Source organism: Asticcacaulis aquihabitans (assembly GCF_032490435.1).
GTDB lineage: Bacteria > Pseudomonadota > Alphaproteobacteria > Caulobacterales > Caulobacteraceae > Asticcacaulis.
Genome location: NZ_JAVGWM010000005.1, coordinates 121875 through 139959, shown reverse-complemented (window position 1 = coordinate 139959; position 18085 = coordinate 121875). Strand labels below are relative to the sequence as shown.

The following is an 18085-nucleotide window of genomic DNA, read 5'->3' as shown; positions in this document are numbered from 1 at the left end:
CTCTCTATACTGGTCTTAGTGCGCGGCCGCCGCGCCGTTGCCGGCGGGCGTTGCGGAAGCGGAAGTGGCGGCGGAAGATGAAGCCTCGGCGGCGGGCGCAGATGCTTCGGCGCTCTGAGCAGCGGCAGCGGCCGCCTGTTCAGCAGCGGCAGCGGAGGCCGCTGCTTCCGAAGCCAGCATGGCACGAGTCTTACCGCCCTGGGCGATGATGTAGGCATCGAAATCTGCTTCGGAGACGACCTTGATCTCGATCGGCATGTAGGCGTGGTCCTTGCCGCACAGTTCCGAGCACTGGCCGTAATAGGTGCCGATCTTCTTGGCCTTGAACCAGGTGTTGTTCAGACGGCCCGGAATGGCGTCAATCTTGAAACCGAAAGCCGGGATGGTGAAGGAGTGGATGACGTCAGCCCCAGTCGTCTGAACATGGACGACCTTATTAACCGGAACGATCAGGGGGTTGTCGACTTCAAGCAGGTACGGCACGCCAGCCTTTTCAGCCGTCTTAACGTCCTTGGCATCTTCACGCAGACGCGATTCGACGTCGGTAACACCCAGTTCGGGGAAGTCATAGGTCCAGAACCACTGGTTGCCGGTCGCCTTCACCACTACGTCAGGCTTGGGCATGTTATTGTAGTCGCGCAGCAGGCCAAGCGAGAAGATCGCGATAACCACGAGAATGAGAACGGGAACGACGGTCCAGACGATTTCGATCAGGGTGTTGTGCGAGAACTTGGCCGGAACCGGATTGGACTTCTTGTTGTAGCGAATGACGATCCACACCAGAAGCGCCAGAACAAACAGGCAGATGACGGTTATAACGGGAAAAAGCAGGTCATTATAGAACCATTCGGTCTTTTCCTTCAGGTCCGACCCCGCCAATTGCCATCCCATGGCCTTATCGGTTGGCTGTCCCAGAGTCTGCTTCACGTCATCGGCGAATGCCCGGGCGGTCATGGCCGCTGACAAAGCCAGCGTGGCAATCGCGCCGGAGCCGGCTTTAAAAAGCCCGCGCCCGAAAAGCCCTTTAATGCCCATTCGAAGAACCCTCATATTGCCGGCCGACAATGCGCGCGCACCCGACCGCCCTAACCTGTAAATCTTTTTGACGTAATGACGGTATCTACTTGCGAATCTGACGCAATTCGGACCTGTCATCCGCCCTATCCAACTGGTTCCCATAATGCCTTCACGACAAAATGCAAAGCGCAAAAAATGGAAACTGCGGCGTTTATGAGAGACAATTGTGGCAGCCGCGTTAAAACCATGGCGAAGATGCGGTCTTTTGTCGCAGGCATATTTTGATTTTCGTCAAAGCCTCCGTGAATTTTAGCCGCCGTCGGTCATGTCTTATCAGGTGAGTCGGTTTCGGAAAATCTTATCGAAATTTCAATTGCCCATAGCCATAACCTCCGCGCGTCCCTAAATAGGATATAGGTTTCGTAACGTACGCAGGCAGAATTCATGGCCCTTTCCTCCCCCACCGACACTCAGTCCCAGTCTTGGGGTGATTTCGATTTACCCGGCGCGCATGCCGTATTGGAGGCGGCGCTGAAAGGGGCCGATGACGGCGAAATTTTCATAGAAAAGCGAGAATCCGAAGCCCTTCTGTTCGATGATGGACGGCTGAAATCCAGTTCCTATGGCGCCGATCAAGGGTTCGGTTTTCGAATCGTGGCTGGGGAAACCATAGGCTTCGCCAATAGCGCGGACCTGTCGCTCGACGCCGTGCACCGCGCCGCAGAAGCCGCGGTCCTTGCCAAAAAAGGCAAGTCGATCGACGTCAATCTCGGCAAGGAAAACCCGGTCCGCTCGAACCAGTCCTATTACCAGGCCCACGACCCCCTCGCCGAACTGGCGTTTGCCGACAAGATCGCGCTTTTGCAAGCGATGGATGCCTATGCCCGTGACACGCACAGCGGCGTTGCCCAGGTGTCCGCATCGCTGGTCTGTGAAAAACGCGCCATCACCATTTTGCGCAGCGGCGGCGAGATATACCACGACTATCGCCCCTTAGTGCGCCTGAACGTCAGCGTTTCCGTCGAAAGAAATGGCCGCCGGGAAACCGCGTCGCAAGGCGGCGGTGGCCGCATATCGTGGTTCGACATCACGGCGCCGGAAAAATGGCAGTCGCAGGTCGACGAAGCCATTCGCCAGGCGCTTGTCAATCTTGACGCCGTGGCGGCCCCGACCGGAGAGATGGACATCGTGCTCGGGCCAGGCTGGCCCGGCGTGCTGCTGCACGAAGCCGTCGGTCATGGCCTGGAAGGCGATTTCAACCGCAAGGGCACCTCGGCCTTCTCCGGCAAGATGGGCAAGCAAGTTGCGGCAAAGGGCGTAACCATCGTCGATGACGGCACGGTCCGTGATGCACGCGGATCTCTCAATATTGACGACGAAGGCACACCGACCTCCTGCACCACCTTAATCGAGGACGGCGTCCTGGTTGGCTATATGCATGACCGGCTGTCCGCCCGCCAGATGGGTGCGGCGGCCACCGGCAACGGCCGCCGCCAATCCTATGCGCACCAGCCCTTGCCTCGCATGACCAATACTTTCATGCGACCGGGCACCGACAAGCTGGATGATATGATCGCCAACACCAAAACCGGCCTCTACGCCGTCAACTTCGGCGGTGGGCAGGTCGATATAACCAACGGCAAATTCGTCTTCCAATGCACGGAAGCCTATCTGATCGAGGACGGCAAGATCGGCGCCCCCGTCAAGGGCGCCACCCTGATTGGCGATGGCCCCGCCGCCATGAGCCAGGTCGATATGATCGGCGACGATTTCAAGTTCGACCCCGGCGTAGGCACGTGCGGCAAGGCCGGCCAGAGCCTGCCGGTCGGCATCGGTCAACCCTCGCTGCGCATCCGGGGTCTGACGGTCGGCGGCACATCCTGACGCCCACGACAGGCGGTTTTTACATTAAATCGAGGTAATGTGCTGGTCGCAGCAATCTACGAAATTTGCCGTAGATTTATTTGTTACGATGTTGATTTATGAAGCTTTTTTTGTGAATCAACCTTCGAAAGCGGCAATTTTTCGTTGAAAATGTTACAGCCATTTAACTTGCCATAGAATTGGCCGGCGATATGCCTGTCCCGACGGAGTGTCCAGTCTCGGCCCCTCCTACCGGGGAAGATATATGCGCCTACATATAACCACCGCATTGGCATCTGTTCTGCTGGCCTTGATGATCAGTCAGACCGCCATCGCTCAGACCGCCGTTACCGGAAATACCGGCCTGACGACCGCTGTGCCCGTCGTATCCGTCAGCGGCGCCGGGCAGGTAACCAGCTACAAACCAGACTATTTTACAGAATTCCAGGTCTCGACCGCGCGCGACATGGTTTTTCATATTCCAGGCTTTACCTTCCAGCAAGGTGAGCAGGTGCGCGGTTTTGCCGGCGCCGCCGGTAATGTTCTGATCGATGGCCAGCGCCCTGCCAGCAAAAATACGCTGAACATGACGCTGAACAACATCTCAGCAGCGCAGGTCGATCATATCGAACTGATCGTCGGCGGCGCACCGGGCATCGACATGCAGGGCTATAGCCAGATCGTCAATGTGGTGCGCAAGCAAAGCGACAAACCCAGCATCTCCTTTGGCGGCAACGTGAAGTTCTTCCGCGAAGATTCTAAACCCGCGGGCTTTTTCAACTACTCGTCCAACAAGGGCGGCAAGACCACCAACTTTTACGTCGAGGCGTTTGAATTCAAGGACAATGGCGTAAGCGATACGAAACGCTACATCTACACGCCGGACCGCAGCGATCCGATGCCGAAATACGTCTTTATCCCCCAGGTTGGTCGCGGCACCGGTCATGCGGAAAAATTCGACCATTCACGCCCCTTCCTGGGCGGCAAGCTGTCGTTCAATGCCAACTACAACCCGATCTATTACGACCTGAATGCCGACTATATCCGAGACGGGGTGTCTTCGCCGGAGCATATGGACCTAAAAGAAACCGAAAGCGAGATCGGCCTCCAATACGAGCGAAAACTGACCAAGACGGTCAGCCTGGACCTCAATATGCTGAGACGCTACGACCGTGAAAGCATCGAGGATATCTATCGCGAAACCGATTACAGCGCGCTTTACAAATCGCTGGCTCAGTCGTCTGAGCATATCTTCAGCGGCAAGCTGACCTGGCAACCAAAGGACACTCTGACCTATAAGTTCGGCGCCGAAAACGTCTTCAACCGGCGCGACAATGCTACCAGCTATGTCGAAAATGACCTGGTGACAGCCGTCCCCTTCGACACCGTCCGCGTCGAGGAAGACCGCAACGAATATTACATTATTCGCAACTGGCAAGCGACACCCAGCCTGAATGTAGAGACCGGCCTTAAGGTCGAAACATCGACCATTTCTGTCAAACAGGAAGACCGGTCACAGTCCTTCGTCTATCCGAAACCCAAGGTCCAGATCGTATGGACGGCGACCAAGGACCTTAAGGTCACATGGCGGACCGAGCGCGTCGTCGGACAGCTCAATTTCGACGATTTTGCCTCTTCGGTATCGCTCGACACCGCCGTCATCCAAGCCGGTAATCCGGAAATCGTTCCCCAAAAAGAATGGCAGAACAGCCTGGCCCTCGATTACAGCTTCTGGGAAAAAGGCGCGGTCAAGTTCCAACTGCTTTACTCCGCCTTGCAGGATACCCTGGACTACAAGCCAATCGTGACCAGCGACGGCGTGTTCAACGCCCGCGGCAATATCGGCGATGGCACGTTCGCCCAGGCCGGCGTCTGGGTCACCCTGCCGCTCGACAAACTGTACATCAAGGGCGGCGAATTAAAGTTCGACTATGAAGTCAATCATACCCGCGTGACGGACCCGATCACAGGTAAGGATCGCCGGATTTCAAGAACCAATCCAAATAATTATAACATCAGCTTTAACCAGAATCTGACGAAATATCGCGCAAGCTGGGGCGTCGAGATTGCGAGTCAGAACGATAAGTATCAGTACAATGCCACCGACGCCTACACCTATAGGTCATCGCCCTGGGTCTCTGTCTTTGCCGAATATAAGACGAAAACCAACCTCACCTATGCCATCGTCATTCAGAATCCCGCCGGGCGCTATGATAAATACGACCGCACGGTTTACGAAGGTCAGCGCGCCACCACACCGGTATCCCGTGTCGAGCGTAACTCTGCCTACAGCAAGCCGTGGTTTATCCTGAGGCTGAAAAAGGAGCTTTAGAGCACTGACCGCAAAAAAGCCCGGACATTACTGTCCGGGCTTTGTGTGTGGATAATCTTAGCGCTGTGCGGGATCGGGCTCTTCTGTCATAGCATCGGTATCGCTGGCGCCGTGGGCCCATCCCTTGATCAGGAAGGATAGCCCAAAGAAGGCGGCCCCCAGAACCACGCCGGTCCAGCCAATGGTATTGAAGGTCTTGAGCGAGCTTTGCAGCGCCGCACCCGCATCGAGCACCTTGCCCCCGACGGTTTCGGTACCCGCCATGCCGGCGATCCATCCGGCGAGGTATTGACCGCCCGAGGTGCCAAGGAACCAGACGGCCATCATTGTGGCAACCAGGGTCGGCGGCGAGAGCTTGGTCTGCTGCGACAACCCTACCGGCGACACGGCCAACTCGCCCCAGGTATGGATGAGATAGGTCAGCAGCAGGAACATGAGCGGCAGCTTGAAGGCGCCGTCTGCCAGCGGTGCTGCCCATACCAGAACCAGGAAGCCCAGACCGGCACAGGCCAGACCGAAGGCGAATTTCTTGACCGGGTCCGGGTCTTTACCGCGCCGCGCTAGGAAGCTGAAAATGGCGGCAAAGACGGGCGCGAACATCAGAATGAAACCGGCATTGAAGCTCTGGGTATTGGACGCCGTAATGCCCATTTCAATCCACAAGGTGTTCTTGGCGACATAGCTGAGCGATGCCAGTTGCTCGGCGGAGGCCAGAATGATCGTTTTGCCCAGCAGGGCGAACGATATCGGGGCGGCCAGAATATTCAGGTTTGTATTGCGCTCTGCAAACAGCGACAGAGACGACCCGGCCTGTTCGAACAGCGACCAGAAGACGACAGACGCCAGGGTGAGGATCATAGCCAGGCCGAGCCGGTAGTTTTCGACACGGGTAAATTTAGTGATCATCTGGAAGACGATGTAGACCATGATCAGGCTGAACGACCCGAGCAGAACCCAGCGGACGTAATCGTTGCGCTGGATAAGGAAAAAGATCACCGGGATGGCCAACAGACCGCCGGCATAGATCAGCCACTCCTTGGAAATTCCGCCAACCTTAGGCGCGATGGCTGCGTGTTCAGGCGCTTCGCCCTTGCCTTCCAACCACTTTCGACCGAGCACGAACCACAGAAGGCCCGTCAGCATGCCTATACCCGCCAAGCCAAACCCGGCCCACCAGCCGTACTTGTTGCCAAGGAAGCCGCACAGGATGGCGGCCCAGAAAGAGCCGAGGTTGATGCCGAAATAATAGAGCTGAAAGCCGGAATCACGACGCGGGTCGCGATCCTTGTACAATTGCCCCACCAGGGAAGAAATGTTCGGCTTGAGAAAGCCTACGCCCATGACGATGAGCGAGATGGAGATGAAGAAGGCGCTTTCAGACCATGGTGTCGTCCGCGTCACGCCGAACTCATACGAGCCCTTTGGCATCACCGCCGGAATGTCCGCATTGGCTGGCAACCCCTTGATTTCAAGACCGCCGTCCTTGGTCGGAGCATAGTCGTACAGCCCCTCGCCCAGTTTCAAGCGGACGTGGCGATCGCCTTCGCGGCCATCGGCGACGAATTCATATCGGTGCCCGCCATAGTTAAGCGTCTGCGTATTGGGAGAGCCTTCGAAAGCCATGCCAAAATGCCCGAAGACAAGCAGCAGCCCACCGAAAATGATAGCTTTACGTGTACCTATCCAACGGTCCGCCACCAGGCCGCCGATCAGCGGCAGCATGTAGACCAAGGTGGTGTAAGACCCGTACTGGGAATTCGCGCGGTTATCGTCAAAGAGAAAGTGCTGCGTCATGTAGTAGATCAGCAGCGCCCGCATGCCGTAGTAAGAAAATCGTTCCCACATTTCGGCGAAAAAGCAGACAAACAAGCCTTTCGGCTGGTTGCGCATCTGCATAAGAACAGGAATCGCCGTCAGGACCGTGATGATCAGTCCGGCAAAAATAATAAAACTCATTTTGAAGCTCGCAAAGGGAGGTGGCTCGGATCCCCGATTGCGAGGTCGTTGCCTTTTTTACGACAAGACCAGCAATTTAATCACTTGGCAAGCATAACAGTCGCTGCAAATGCGAAATAGTATACGATTTATTGCCTAACTAATAGGCTTCCTGCGCATAGAGCTTGCGGATGTCGCCTTGCCAAACACCATTGTATTTTTCCAGCAGGCGGTCGGCCGGTGTCAGTCCGCTATCGGCGATTTCGAACAGCTCCCCCAGATAGCCGGTCTCATCGACCATGCCGCCAGACAGCCTGTTGCGCCGCTTCAACCCGCCCTTGGCGATTTCGAGCATGTCCATGGTCCAGTTCTTGACCGGGCGACCGGCGATGTCGCCCTTCAGGCCGGTTTTCGCCGCCATGTGACGCAGAGTGTTGTGATCGGCGCTGGTCCAGCCCTTGACCAGGTCCCACGCCGCCTCAAGCGCCGTCTGATCATAGAGCAGGCCCGCCCACAAAGCCGGCAGGGCGCACAGGCGCGACCAGGGTCCGGCGTCGGCGCCGCGCATTTCGAGATACTTCTTGAGACGCACCTCGGGGAACAGAGTGGTCAGATGATCGGCCCAATCGTCCATGGTCGGTAATTCGCCCGGCAAGGCCGGCAGCTCCCCTTTCAGGAAAGCTTTGAAATCCTGGCCCGACGCATCAATGTATCCGCCATTTTCGGGGACATCGCGCTTGACGAAATACATCGGCACATCCAGCGCGTACCGGGCGTAACGTTCGAAGCCGAAACCATCTTCGAACACAAAGTCGAGCATGCCGGTGCGATCGGGGTCCGTGTCGGTCCATACATTGGCGCGGGCGGAAAGAAAGCCGCTCGGCTTGCCTTCGATAAAGGGCGAGTTGGCAAATAGCGCGGTTGCCAGCGGTTGAAGCGCCAGCGACACGCGGAATTTTAACACCATGTCCGCTTCGTCGGCATAGTCGAGATTGGCCTGAACCGTACAGGTACGCAGCATCATGTCGAGACCGAGCTTGCCCTTTTTCGGCATATAGGACCGCATGATGTTGTAGCGCCCCTTCGGCATGACTGGCGTTTCCTCGCGCGTCCACAGGGGCGAGAAACCGACGCCGAGGAAGCCTAGCCCCAATTCCGAAGCCACTGCCTTGACCTCTGCCAGGTGCTGACCGGTCTCGTCGCAAATGTCATGGATGGTTTCGAGCGGCGCGCCGGACAGTTCGAACTGGCCACCTGGCTCAAGGGTAACCGAAGCGCCATTTCGCAGAAGGGCGATCAGTTTGCCCTGCTCACGATAGGGCGTCCAGCCGAACCGTTGCAAACCCGTCAACATGGCCTCAATACCATCGGGTCCGTCATATGCCGGGCGCTTCAGCGTATCGAGATGGAAAGCGAATTTCTCATGCTCAGCGCCGATGCGCCACTTTTCGCGCGGCTTGTTGCCGCTTTCGAAATAGCTGACCAGATCGGAAAATGTGCGGACAGGTTCCGCCTTAGAAGTCTCAGCCACGCGCCCTGCCCTCTCATTTTGCAAGCGTGGCCTATATGGGCCGGGTTTATGTGACTGGCAAGGCTACACTTTAAATTTACCGCCAATCGCCGCAAACCGCCTGGTAAAGCGTAAGTGCCGCAATGGCGGCAGTATCGGCGCGCAGGATGCGCGGTCCGAGGTTGACGGGATGCACGTCGGCGCGCGCGCGAAGGCTTTGACGCTCGCCATCGTCAAAGCCGCCTTCGGGACCGATCAAGATGGCCGCGTTGCCCGTCAATGTTGATAAAACCTCATGCAAGCGCCGTGTCACGCGTTCGGCTTCATGGGTGGTCTCTTCGTCGCCGAACAGGATCGCCTCACATCCCGGCGCGCTCAGGAAGGCATCAAGCCGTATAGGCGCCAGGATCTCCGGCACGTCAAGGCGCTCCGTCTGCTCGGCCGCTTCCTGGGCGATCAGCTTCAACCGCTCAACCTTGGTGTGGTCGGCATTGGACCGTCGCGTGATCAACAGTTGAATCCGCGCGGCGCCCAACTCCGTCGCCTTTTCGACAATGTATTCGAGAGGCGTACGCTTGATGAGGGCGACGGCGAGAGTTGGCCCCAGAGCATGGCCTTGCGGCCGCGTCTGGACCGTCAGCCTGAGCACGACGTGTTTTTTGCCGGCTTCGTGGATCACGGCCAGCCACTCACCGTCACGGCCGTTAAAGACTGACACTTCGTCGCCGACCTGGCGACGCATGACAGACATGAGGTATCGGCTCTGATCGCTATTGAGCGCGATGGCCAGATCGGCGGCGAAGACCGGCATGGGTTCGGAAAGATAGAGACGGATCATATGCCGGGTTTAACGCCGAAACGCCGTCAGACCAAGTCCTATGTCGTAAAAGACATCGAGCGAAAGACCTAAAAAAAGGCCCCGCCGTTTCCGGTGGGGCCTCGGTTGGCGCTATTTCTTTTCGGCCAGGATATCGTCCAGCAGGGCTGGCGTGCCTTCGACCCGTTGCAGTGTCGGATAACGCAGACCGCCCGTGTAATTCACCTTTATGACACGGTAGGTTTCGTCCATCTTGACGATCAGCTCAATCGGCTTACCTGACTTAGCCTCGGTGATCGCGCGCTTCATCACATCGTTGTCATAGGTTCGGCCGTTGATGGCAACCAAGGTATCGCCCGGCGTCAAACCGGCATCGAAGGCCGGGCTGCCCCACAAGACGGACGCCAGGGTGTTATCCTTGTTATTGACCGAAAAGCCGATCGAGTAGTTAAGGTTGGTGACCTTCCTCATGCTTTCGACACCCTTGTACAGGTCACTCGGCGTGTCGGTATAGACCAGCTTGTAGCCGCCGCGCGTAATGCCGTCGAGCGGTGCACCGCCATTATTGGCCTCGCCGTGGCCGTCCAGGCGGGTGCGCAGGAAAGTCGCCCAATCGTAGGGGTAAACGCCGTTGAGCGTTTTAACCACGTCGTCGAAGGTGTAGGTCGCCTCACCCCATTCGCCGTTCTGAATGCCAAAGAAATCATGGGCGAAGACGTCGAGCGATTTCTTGCCCTTGGTCTTTTCGCGGATCAGGGTATCGGCGTCGAGCCAGATCAGCAGGCCTTCGTTATAATAGTCTTCCGAACGCTGGTAAGCGGTCCAGTTTTGCGGCGCACGGGCTGAGATCACCGGATCGTTGGTGGTGTCCTGAAGCGCGCGCCACTTGCGGCCCGGGAGGTTATCGTAGCTGGCCGCCGTCAGGGCCAGATTCTGCAAGGCCAGTTCCTTGGTATTCAGACCCGACCGGGCCGCCAGGACCTGTCCCCAATACTGGGTCTGGCCTTCATAGACCCACAACAGGCTGTTGCGCATTGGGACCTGGAAATTCGGGGTCCACAGATCGGCGCCGCGGCGGAACTTGCCATTCCATGAGTGGGTATATTCGTGCGCCAGAAGATCGCGGCTGTAACTGACCTTGGCTTCAGTCAGGTACTTCTTCTCGACGCGGTTTTCGGAGCTGCGATGGTGTTCCAGACCGATGCCACCCAGTTGGTCAGACGCGGCAACCAGAAAATCGTAATGGTTATAATGGTGAGAGCCGTACAGTTTGTAGGCCTGCTGAACCAGCTTCTTGTGCACATCGATAAAGGCCGGCAGGGCCTCAAGCTGTTCGGGGCTGTCGGCAACGACATTCAAGCGAACCGGCACGGGGCCGCCCGGATCCAGGTCCCAGGTTTTGAAGTAACGACCGGCGAAGATCGGCGAATCGACCAGCGTGTCGTAATCAGTTTCCTTGAACGCGACCGTATTGCCGGTCTTGCTGTCAGTTTCCAGGCCGGTGGCATAGCCCCAGCCGTCGGGGAAGGTCACGGTCGCCTGGATCGGAATACGCTTGGCGTAATAGCCGGCAGGATAGAGGCTGGCAAAATTGAACTGGAGGTTCAGCATGTCCGGAGTCACCACCTGCCGGCCGGCAGCCGCGGTCGTCGGCGCCAGATACTGGAACTCGACATCGACCGCGGTCACCCCTTCTGGCACGTCAATATGGAACGCGGTGACCTCGATCTGGTCGCGCACCCAGGTCAGGGGCTTGCCGTTGGCCGAGACCATCAGGCCCGCGATCTTGCTGATTTCGGAGCGATCGGAATGCTTGCCCGGCAACCACTTCGGCAACATAAGGACCAGATCGCCCGCTTTGCTGACCGGCACGGTTTCCTTGACGCTGAATATCTTGCGATCAATATCGGTGGCGTCAACGCTGACCTTGAGGACGCCCGGATAGGCGATGTCCTGAGGCGGCGCGATCACCGGATCGGGTGGCGCCATCGTCTGGGCACCCGCAGTGTTCGCCATCATGCCAACGCTAAGCGCGATTGCGCTGACAAAACCCAAAACCGTCTTCTTCATGGAACCTATCTCGCTGATACAACCCCGGAACGGCAAACCAAGCCCAGATTGTTACATTTGTAAAGAGCCAAGCCGCCTTATGGAGGCGTAATCCAGCGGCATGCCTCCCAGGCGGTTTATTCCGGAAGCGGAATAAACTCCTGATCGTCGCCGGGTATCTTTGGGAACGCGATGCCGTCCTGGGACTTCCAGTCTGCCTTGGCCTGCTCGATTCGATCCGCGCGCGATGACACAAAGTTCCAGTAGATGTGGCGCTCGGTCAGGGGCTCACCACCGACAATAACAAAATGGCTGTCCTCGACGGCGGTAATGGTGGCGGCCGAACCCGGCGTCAGGACGGCCATCTCGTATGGGTTCAGCCGTTGACCGGCAATCTCGATGGCGCCCGAACACAAGTAGACAGCGCGTTCTTCAACCGCCAGCGGCGTTTCCAGACTCTTGCCCGCCGGCATCTTCATTTCGGCATAGAAGGTCACCGCGTAGGTTTTGACCGGGGACTGCAAGCCGAACGCGCTCCCCATCATGACCCGCACATGCGTGCCGTCTATGTCGGCCTGTGGAATATCGGCCGCGTCATAGTGGAAAAAGGCCGCGTCCACCTCTTCATCGGCTTCCGGCAAGGCCAGCCATAGCTGCAGGCCATCCAGCCGGCGCGGATGCGCGATAGCCTCGGCCTCTTCACGTTCCGAGTGGGTAATGCCCTTGCCGGCTACCATAAGGTTGATATCGCCCGGGACGATCACCGAGCGCGTCCCTAGCGAATCGCGGTGCAGAATCCGCCCTTCAAACAGATAGGTGACCGTGGCCAGGTTGATGTGGGGATGCGGCCGGACGTTAATGCCGATGCCGGGAGCGAATTCGGCCGGCCCCATATGATCGAAGAATATCCACGGCCCGACCATGCGTCGCTTGGCGACAGGCAGGACACGACGGACCTTGAACCCACCCAGATCCTTTTCGCGCGCCGGGATTATCATAGAAATGGCTTGGGACATGTCTGGGGGCAATGTATCGCTCATGGCGGAGTTCCTTGTCAGCGCCGATGTTTGCGGCGGTGTTTCTTTTTCGATTTGGGTGCGTCGGCGGCGGGCGCAGCGGTCACGGCCGGCGCGCTTTGCGCCGATACGGGGGGCGCAGTGAGCAGTTCGACCTGGGTTTGCAAGGGGACGGCGATCTGCGCCACTTCGTCGCGGGCGGTTGCCTTGATGGTATAGATACCGGGTTTATCCTGTGGTTCGAACTGGATCAACACCACCTTTTCGCGGTTGTCGTAAACGGCCTGCCCGTCGCCGATCGGCCCACGACTCCCTGCCAGGTGTCGATAATCGCTGCTGGCGTACAAGGTCCCATCGGGCTGATAGACCTGAACATCATAGGTGACTTCGCCGTTGCCATTCTTGTCGGCTGCAAGACCGGTATAGAGCACCTTTATCGCCAGGACGGCGCCCGGCTCAGCGCGATTGACGCGACTGAGTTGCCGCCCCTCGCCCGACGGCTTGGCGAACTGGGACAACTCCTGCTGGGGGACGACCACCAGCATGGCGGAAAAGCGACCATTGCGGTCAGGGAAGCCTTGCGTCGGATTGTAATCCGTGGTGGTCGTCGTTTGCGGAACCACGATAGCTGGCTTGGCGGCTGGCGGTTTGGCGGCTGGCGCGGCTGCCTGAGCGGTGATGCCAGATATCAGGACCACGTACCCAACTATCATAGCTGCGCTGAAAGTCTTCATTTCGGTGATCCTTTGTCGTCGCCGTTATGTCACGCCGGCAAGGGGCAGACAAGCGCCCCATTCCGGGCTATCGATGGCCGGGCAACGGAGGGAGCAGATGGCGGGCAACAGAATTTCATTCGTCGATGCCTTTCGATTCTGGCTGAAGCTCGGCCTGATCAGTTTTGGTGGACCGGCAGGGCAGATCGCCATCATGCACCAGGAACTCGTCGAAAAACGGCGCTGGCTGTCGGAAAAGCGGTTTTTGCACGCCCTGAGCTATTGCATGGTATTGCCGGGCCCAGAAGCCCAGCAACTGGCGACCTATATCGGCTGGTTGATGCATCGCACACTTGGCGGTGTTGTTGCCGGTCTGCTGTTCATCCTGCCCTCACTCATCCTGCTGATCGCACTGTCATGGGCTTACATGGCCTTTGGCCACGTGCCATGGGTCGGGGGACTTTTCTACGGAGTGAAGCCAGCCGTGACAGCCATCGTGCTTCAGGCGGCTTTGCGCGTGGGGGGGCGGGCGCTAAACCATTGGAGCTTCTGGGTGATCGCCGTAGCGGCATTCTTGGCCCTGGCTGTCTTCCATCTGCCCTTTCCGCTCATCATCGTGACGGCCGCCGCCATCGGCGTGATCGGCGGCCGGCTGGCGCCGGCTCTATTCCGCGGCGCAGGGCACAAGACCACGCAGACGACGCATGCGCCTGCCATAATCGATGACGACACGCCCTCGCCTGCCCATACCAGGTTTCGCTGGCCGCGCCTGATTGGCGTACTCGCAGCCGGCCTTCTGCTATGGGGACTGCCGTTCGGTGCGCTGGGCCTGTGTCTTGGCTGGCAGCACCCAATGACGCTGATGGCGCTGTTTTTCAGCCAGACGGCGCTGCTGACCTTCGGTGGTGCTTATGCGGTCCTGCCCTACATCCAACAGGCGGCTGTGAGCCAATATGGCTGGCTGACAGCGCCCCAGATGATGGATGGGCTGGCGCTCGGGGAAACCACGCCCGGACCGCTAATCATGGTGGTGACGTTTGTTGGGTTCGTCGCCGCTTGGCAAAACGGTTGGTGGCACGGTCACGAAGTTCTGGCCGGCATCGCGGGCGCAGTCATCGTGACGTGGTTTACGTTCCTGCCTTCTTTCGTCTTCATCCTCGCCGGCGGGCCGATTGTCGAATCGAGCCGCGGCGATCTGACCTTTACGGCACCCCTTACCGCCATCACCGCCGCCGTCGTCGGCGTCATCGCCAATCTGGCGGTATTTTTCGCCGGGCACGTCCTTTGGCCAAAAGGGATTGACGCGCCAATCGACGTGGCGGCCCTGATGATAATGATAGCCGCCGCCGTCGCCCTGATCCGCTTCAGGGCCAATATCATGGCCGTTATCGCCGCCTGCGCGATAGTCGGCATGCTGGTAAGTATTTGGCAGTAAGGTCCGGTCATAAAATAAGCCCCGACGGTATCCGCCGGGGCTTCAAGTTCGGGAGTTTCAAGTCAGGAGAAGTCTAAAGTCAGGTACTGGCGTTGTCAGGCACGGCGCCCAATTCGCCGCTCTCACGCGCTTTTTTACCGTACACCAGTTCGAAGACCGGTGATGCCATGACTGTCGTTACAATGGCCATCATAACCAGCATGGCGAACAAAGGCAGGCCGATAATGCCCTTCTGCAGCCCGATATTGATGATGATAAGCTCCATCAGGCCCCGTGAGTTCATCAGGGCCCCGATACCCAATGCCGTGCGGTTGTCTTCGCCGCTAAATCGGGCAGCTGCGTAGCAGGCGCCGAACTTGGCCAGAACCGAAACGACCAGAATGGCGCCTGCGACCATCAGCATGGAGACAGAATTGACCATGTCCATGCGTGTGTTCAAGCCCGAATAGGTGAAGAACATGGGCAGCAGGACGATGACCGCGAACGGCTCGACCTTTGTCTTCAACTCCTCGACGAACTTGCCGCGCGGCATGGCCGTGCCCAGGATAAAGCCGCCGAAGATGGCGTGAATGCCGACCGCATCCATGATGAAGGCTGCGACAAAGAAGCAGATCATGGTGATGGCCAGAACCGTATGGCTCATTTCGCCACGGGCTTCGACAGCGCGGCCGAGCGGCGCCAGCAGCTTCGGGCCAACCAGAATGGCGAACAAGGCAAACGCCAGACCGCCACCGATGGCGAGCACAGCCACGCCCGGACCTGCGCCGAACGTCGCCAGCACGACCGCCAGCACGCACCAGGACACCGCGTCATCGAAGGCGCCAGCCGTCAGGGACAAGGTACCGAGCGACGAATTGGCCAGACCGCGTTCATTGATGATGCGAGCCAGCATAGGAAAGGCCGTAAGCGCGATACACGCCGCCATGAAAAGCGTGGCGTTAAACCGAGAAATGCCGTCTGCGAACAGCCCCGGGATAGTCAGCAGCCAGGGCGTGATCAATATCGCCAGCAAGGCCGGCGCGGTGATCCCGGCCAGAGAGACCGCAAACGCGCTCTTGCCCTTGGATTTGAAATGATCGGCGCGGAACGAAGTCCCCACCATGAACATGTACAAACCGACGCCGAACTGGGCGCCTGTGTAGAGAACGTTTTTCATTTCCTTGGGGAAGATGGCGCCCTGTATTTCCGGAAAGAACAAGCCAAACAGGGAAGGCCCGAGGATCACACCCGCGATCATTTCGCCAACCACCTGGGGCTGACCCAGAAATTTTTGCCCGATCCAGCCAACGACTCGACAGGTGACAATGATAACGGCCAGTTGCAGAAAAAAGTGAATGGAATAGTCGCTGGGCGCATAGGCCTTGGTTATGCCATCCGCGCCAACCGCGCCGTGAGGCGACAGAACATTGGTCACTTCGTGGATGACGCTTTGCCATATGTCCATGGCCATGAGATCGAGGATCATTGCGTTTCCCTGGATTATTAGATGTCTTGTCCGGTGGACATTTCGCCCCACCGAAGGCAAGACATCTCATAAATCCACGTTACGTCAATCAAAAAAAGATCGACAAGTCCTTTATTTTATTGAAAAAATGTTTTGTGTCACATTCAACACAATGTAGAAACAATTCTACATTTTTAAACAATCGCCTGTAGCAACGTAGTTCCGTCTTGCCGATGCGGACGTCGCATTCTATGGTAGCAAAAATACTGACGGGGCGCCCATGACGACGATTAGCAGCCGTGATTTCAACCAGGATGTTGGTCGTGCGAAGCGGCTGGCCCGTCAGGAACCGGTTTTCATCACCGATCGCGGCCGCCCATCCCACGTACTGATGAGCTTTGAGGCGTTTCGCCAGATAAGCGGCCAGACTGAGAACATCGTCGACCTGCTGGCCATGCCGGACAACGAGATCGACTTGGATGCTCCCCCGGCGGACGCCGGCTGGGATCGCACTGAAGCCATGGATGACGGGGAGAACTGATGTATCTGCTCGATACGGCCGTCATCAGCGAATTGCGCAAGGCAAAATCCGGCCGCTGCGACGCCAATGTCATGCGCTGGGCCGCCGGCGTGGCGCGGCAGAACCTGTACATGTCCGCCATCGGCTTGCTTGAACTGGAAAACAGCGTGGCGAAGATAGAACGCAAGGATCGCGGCCAGGGCGCGCCCCTACGAGCCTGGCTGGACGATCAGGTCATGAAGGCCTTCGAGGGACGTATCCTGGCGATCGATTCCGCCGTCGTCAAAAAGCGCGCAGCCCTGCCTGAGTTCCGGTCTGATCGTGACGCGTTGCTGGCAGCCACTGCCCAAGTGCATGGCCTCACGCTCGTGACCCGTAATGTTACTGTTTTCAAGACGACCAAAATCAAACTATTTAACCCCTGGGGTTATACCCCAGAAGAAGATGTTGTTGGCGATGACGCCGACTGGCAACAAGTGGCCAAGACGGGCTCACAGTGGCTCAAGAGCCTGTTCCTTAGATAAGACCGCGAATAAGATTGGGATAAGACTGGTTTAGCGCCGCTAATCAATTTACATTAGAATTATAAGCTTTAAACACCATTGACGCGCTTTTGATTAAACACTACTCATTGAGTGTAGATTAAACGGCGCTTACGGAGAGGCAACGCATGCTATCCATGAAAGCCAAATACGCACTAAAGGCGCTTATTCACATGGCACAAATGGACAAACCCATGCTGCCCAGCAAACAGATCGCCGAGGCAGCGGACATTCCGCAAAAATTCCTCGACAACATTCTTCAAGAGCTGCGCCAGAACGGAATCGTCGACTCCAAGCGTGGTATCTTCGGGGGCTATTTCCTGGCCAAAAGCGCCAGCGAGATTTTTCTGGGGGACATTATACGCATTATTGACGGCCCGTTGGCGCCCATCCGTTGCGCCAGCCTGACCGCCTACCAAAAATGCGAAGACTGCCGCGACGAAGCGGCCTGTCAATTGCGCCACCTGATGCTCGACGTTCGTAACGCCATGTCTGGCGTGCTGGACAACCGATGTTTGCAAGACCTCGTGCGTAACCCTGCCCTGACTGCGTAAGCTTGCCTGACCTGGCTCAGGACCGCCTAGTCAAACCTTATTCCAATTTCAGTGTCTTATCAGACGAGGATCACCATGAGTGTACCGTCCAGCCCCTCCGTGCGCCAAAATTCCGGCTTTTCCGGCCATACAACTCACCAGGACCTGACCGAAATCGAACGGCAGATATTGGCCAGCCTGCAACAGATCCGCTTCGGATCGCTCGAAATCATCATCCATGATTCCCGCGTGGTCCAGATCGAACGCAGTGAAAAACTGCGCTTCGACGCCAAGGGCAAGCCCCTGAACGAAAGCCTGTCCTAGTTCTTCAAGCGTACACACAAAACCATCCATAAAAA

Annotated in this window: 15 protein-coding genes; 7 read left to right on the top strand and 8 right to left on the bottom strand. The window is 57.6% G+C overall.

From position 1 onward, the window contains the following. Positions 1-15: 15 nt before the first annotated feature. Complete coding sequence (gene coxB / locus RCJ00_RS18440) at positions 16-1035, bottom strand: cytochrome c oxidase subunit II (RefSeq protein WP_411267563.1); 1020 nt, start codon at positions 1033-1035, stop codon at positions 16-18. 426 nt (positions 1036-1461) lie between these two features. Here coxB and tldD point away from each other — a divergent pair, with 426 nt between their 5' ends. Together tldD and RCJ00_RS18430 are read left to right on the top strand one after the other, a co-directional pair. Next, positions 1462-2901, top strand: a complete 1440-nt coding sequence (tldD, locus tag RCJ00_RS18435; protein WP_316223783.1) for a metalloprotease TldD — start codon at positions 1462-1464, stop codon at positions 2899-2901. Positions 2902-3145: 244 nt separating this feature from the next. Then, entirely contained in the window at positions 3146-5212 is a 2067-nt protein-coding gene (locus RCJ00_RS18430; protein ID WP_316223782.1) for a TonB-dependent receptor plug domain-containing protein, read from the top strand. A 57-nt stretch (positions 5213-5269) separates the two neighbouring features. Here the strand turns inward: RCJ00_RS18430 and RCJ00_RS18425 are convergent, their stop codons facing one another. The 6 genes from RCJ00_RS18425 to RCJ00_RS18400 form a co-directional block, all read right to left on the bottom strand. After that, a complete protein-coding gene (locus RCJ00_RS18425; RefSeq protein WP_316223781.1) occupies positions 5270-7168 on the bottom strand; it encodes a peptide MFS transporter in 1899 nt (632 codons plus the stop codon). A gap of 139 nt (positions 7169-7307) precedes the next feature. Continuing rightward, complete coding sequence (locus RCJ00_RS18420) at positions 7308-8678, bottom strand: glutamate--cysteine ligase (protein ID WP_316223779.1); 1371 nt, start codon at positions 8676-8678, stop codon at positions 7308-7310. A 76-nt stretch (positions 8679-8754) separates the two neighbouring features. Then, positions 8755-9495 (bottom strand): 16S rRNA (uracil(1498)-N(3))-methyltransferase, encoded by a 741-nt coding sequence (locus tag RCJ00_RS18415; protein WP_316223778.1) that lies wholly within the window; start codon positions 9493-9495, stop codon positions 8755-8757. 111 nt (positions 9496-9606) lie between these two features. Then, positions 9607-11544, bottom strand: a complete 1938-nt coding sequence (locus tag RCJ00_RS18410) for a M61 family metallopeptidase (RefSeq protein ID WP_316223776.1) — start codon at positions 11542-11544, stop codon at positions 9607-9609. A 116-nt stretch (positions 11545-11660) separates the two neighbouring features. After that, on the bottom strand, positions 11661-12563 hold the full coding sequence (locus tag RCJ00_RS18405) for a pirin family protein (RefSeq protein ID WP_316223774.1): 903 nt from the start codon (positions 12561-12563) through the stop codon (positions 11661-11663). Positions 12564-12577: 14 nt separating this feature from the next. After that, entirely contained in the window at positions 12578-13273 is a 696-nt protein-coding gene (locus RCJ00_RS18400; RefSeq protein WP_316223773.1) for a hypothetical protein, read from the bottom strand. A 97-nt stretch (positions 13274-13370) separates the two neighbouring features. On the opposite strand from RCJ00_RS18400, the gene chrA reads away from it, so the two are divergent. After that, positions 13371-14687 carry a chromate efflux transporter gene (gene chrA / locus RCJ00_RS18395; RefSeq protein ID WP_316223772.1) on the top strand — a complete coding sequence of 439 codons (1317 nt, stop codon included), beginning with the start codon at positions 13371-13373 and terminating at the stop codon, positions 14685-14687. A 79-nt stretch (positions 14688-14766) separates the two neighbouring features. On the opposite strand, the gene RCJ00_RS18390 is transcribed toward chrA, so the two are convergent. Beyond that, the gene (locus tag RCJ00_RS18390) at positions 14767-16152 is read right to left on the bottom strand and encodes a cation:proton antiporter (protein WP_316223770.1); all 1386 of its coding nucleotides are present in this window, start codon (positions 16150-16152) and stop codon (positions 14767-14769) included. A 259-nt stretch (positions 16153-16411) separates the two neighbouring features. Between RCJ00_RS18390 and RCJ00_RS18385 the strand changes: the two genes are divergently transcribed. The 4 genes from RCJ00_RS18385 (at position 16412) to RCJ00_RS18370 (ending at position 18050) form a co-directional block, all read left to right on the top strand. After that, the gene (locus tag RCJ00_RS18385; RefSeq protein WP_316223769.1) at positions 16412-16672 is read left to right on the top strand and encodes a type II toxin-antitoxin system Phd/YefM family antitoxin; all 261 of its coding nucleotides are present in this window, start codon (positions 16412-16414) and stop codon (positions 16670-16672) included. Beyond that, positions 16672-17175, top strand: coding sequence for a type II toxin-antitoxin system VapC family toxin (locus tag RCJ00_RS18380; protein ID WP_316223767.1), 504 nt, complete (start codon positions 16672-16674; stop codon positions 17173-17175). Before RCJ00_RS18385 ends, RCJ00_RS18380 begins: the two co-directional genes overlap by 1 nt. A 146-nt stretch (positions 17176-17321) precedes the next feature. Continuing rightward, positions 17322-17747, top strand: coding sequence for an RrF2 family transcriptional regulator (locus RCJ00_RS18375; protein WP_316223766.1), 426 nt, complete (start codon positions 17322-17324; stop codon positions 17745-17747). Between the two features lie 75 nt (positions 17748-17822). After that, positions 17823-18050 carry a YezD family protein gene (locus tag RCJ00_RS18370; RefSeq protein ID WP_316223765.1) on the top strand — a complete coding sequence of 76 codons (228 nt, stop codon included), beginning with the start codon at positions 17823-17825 and terminating at the stop codon, positions 18048-18050. Positions 18051-18085: the final 35 nt, after the last annotated feature.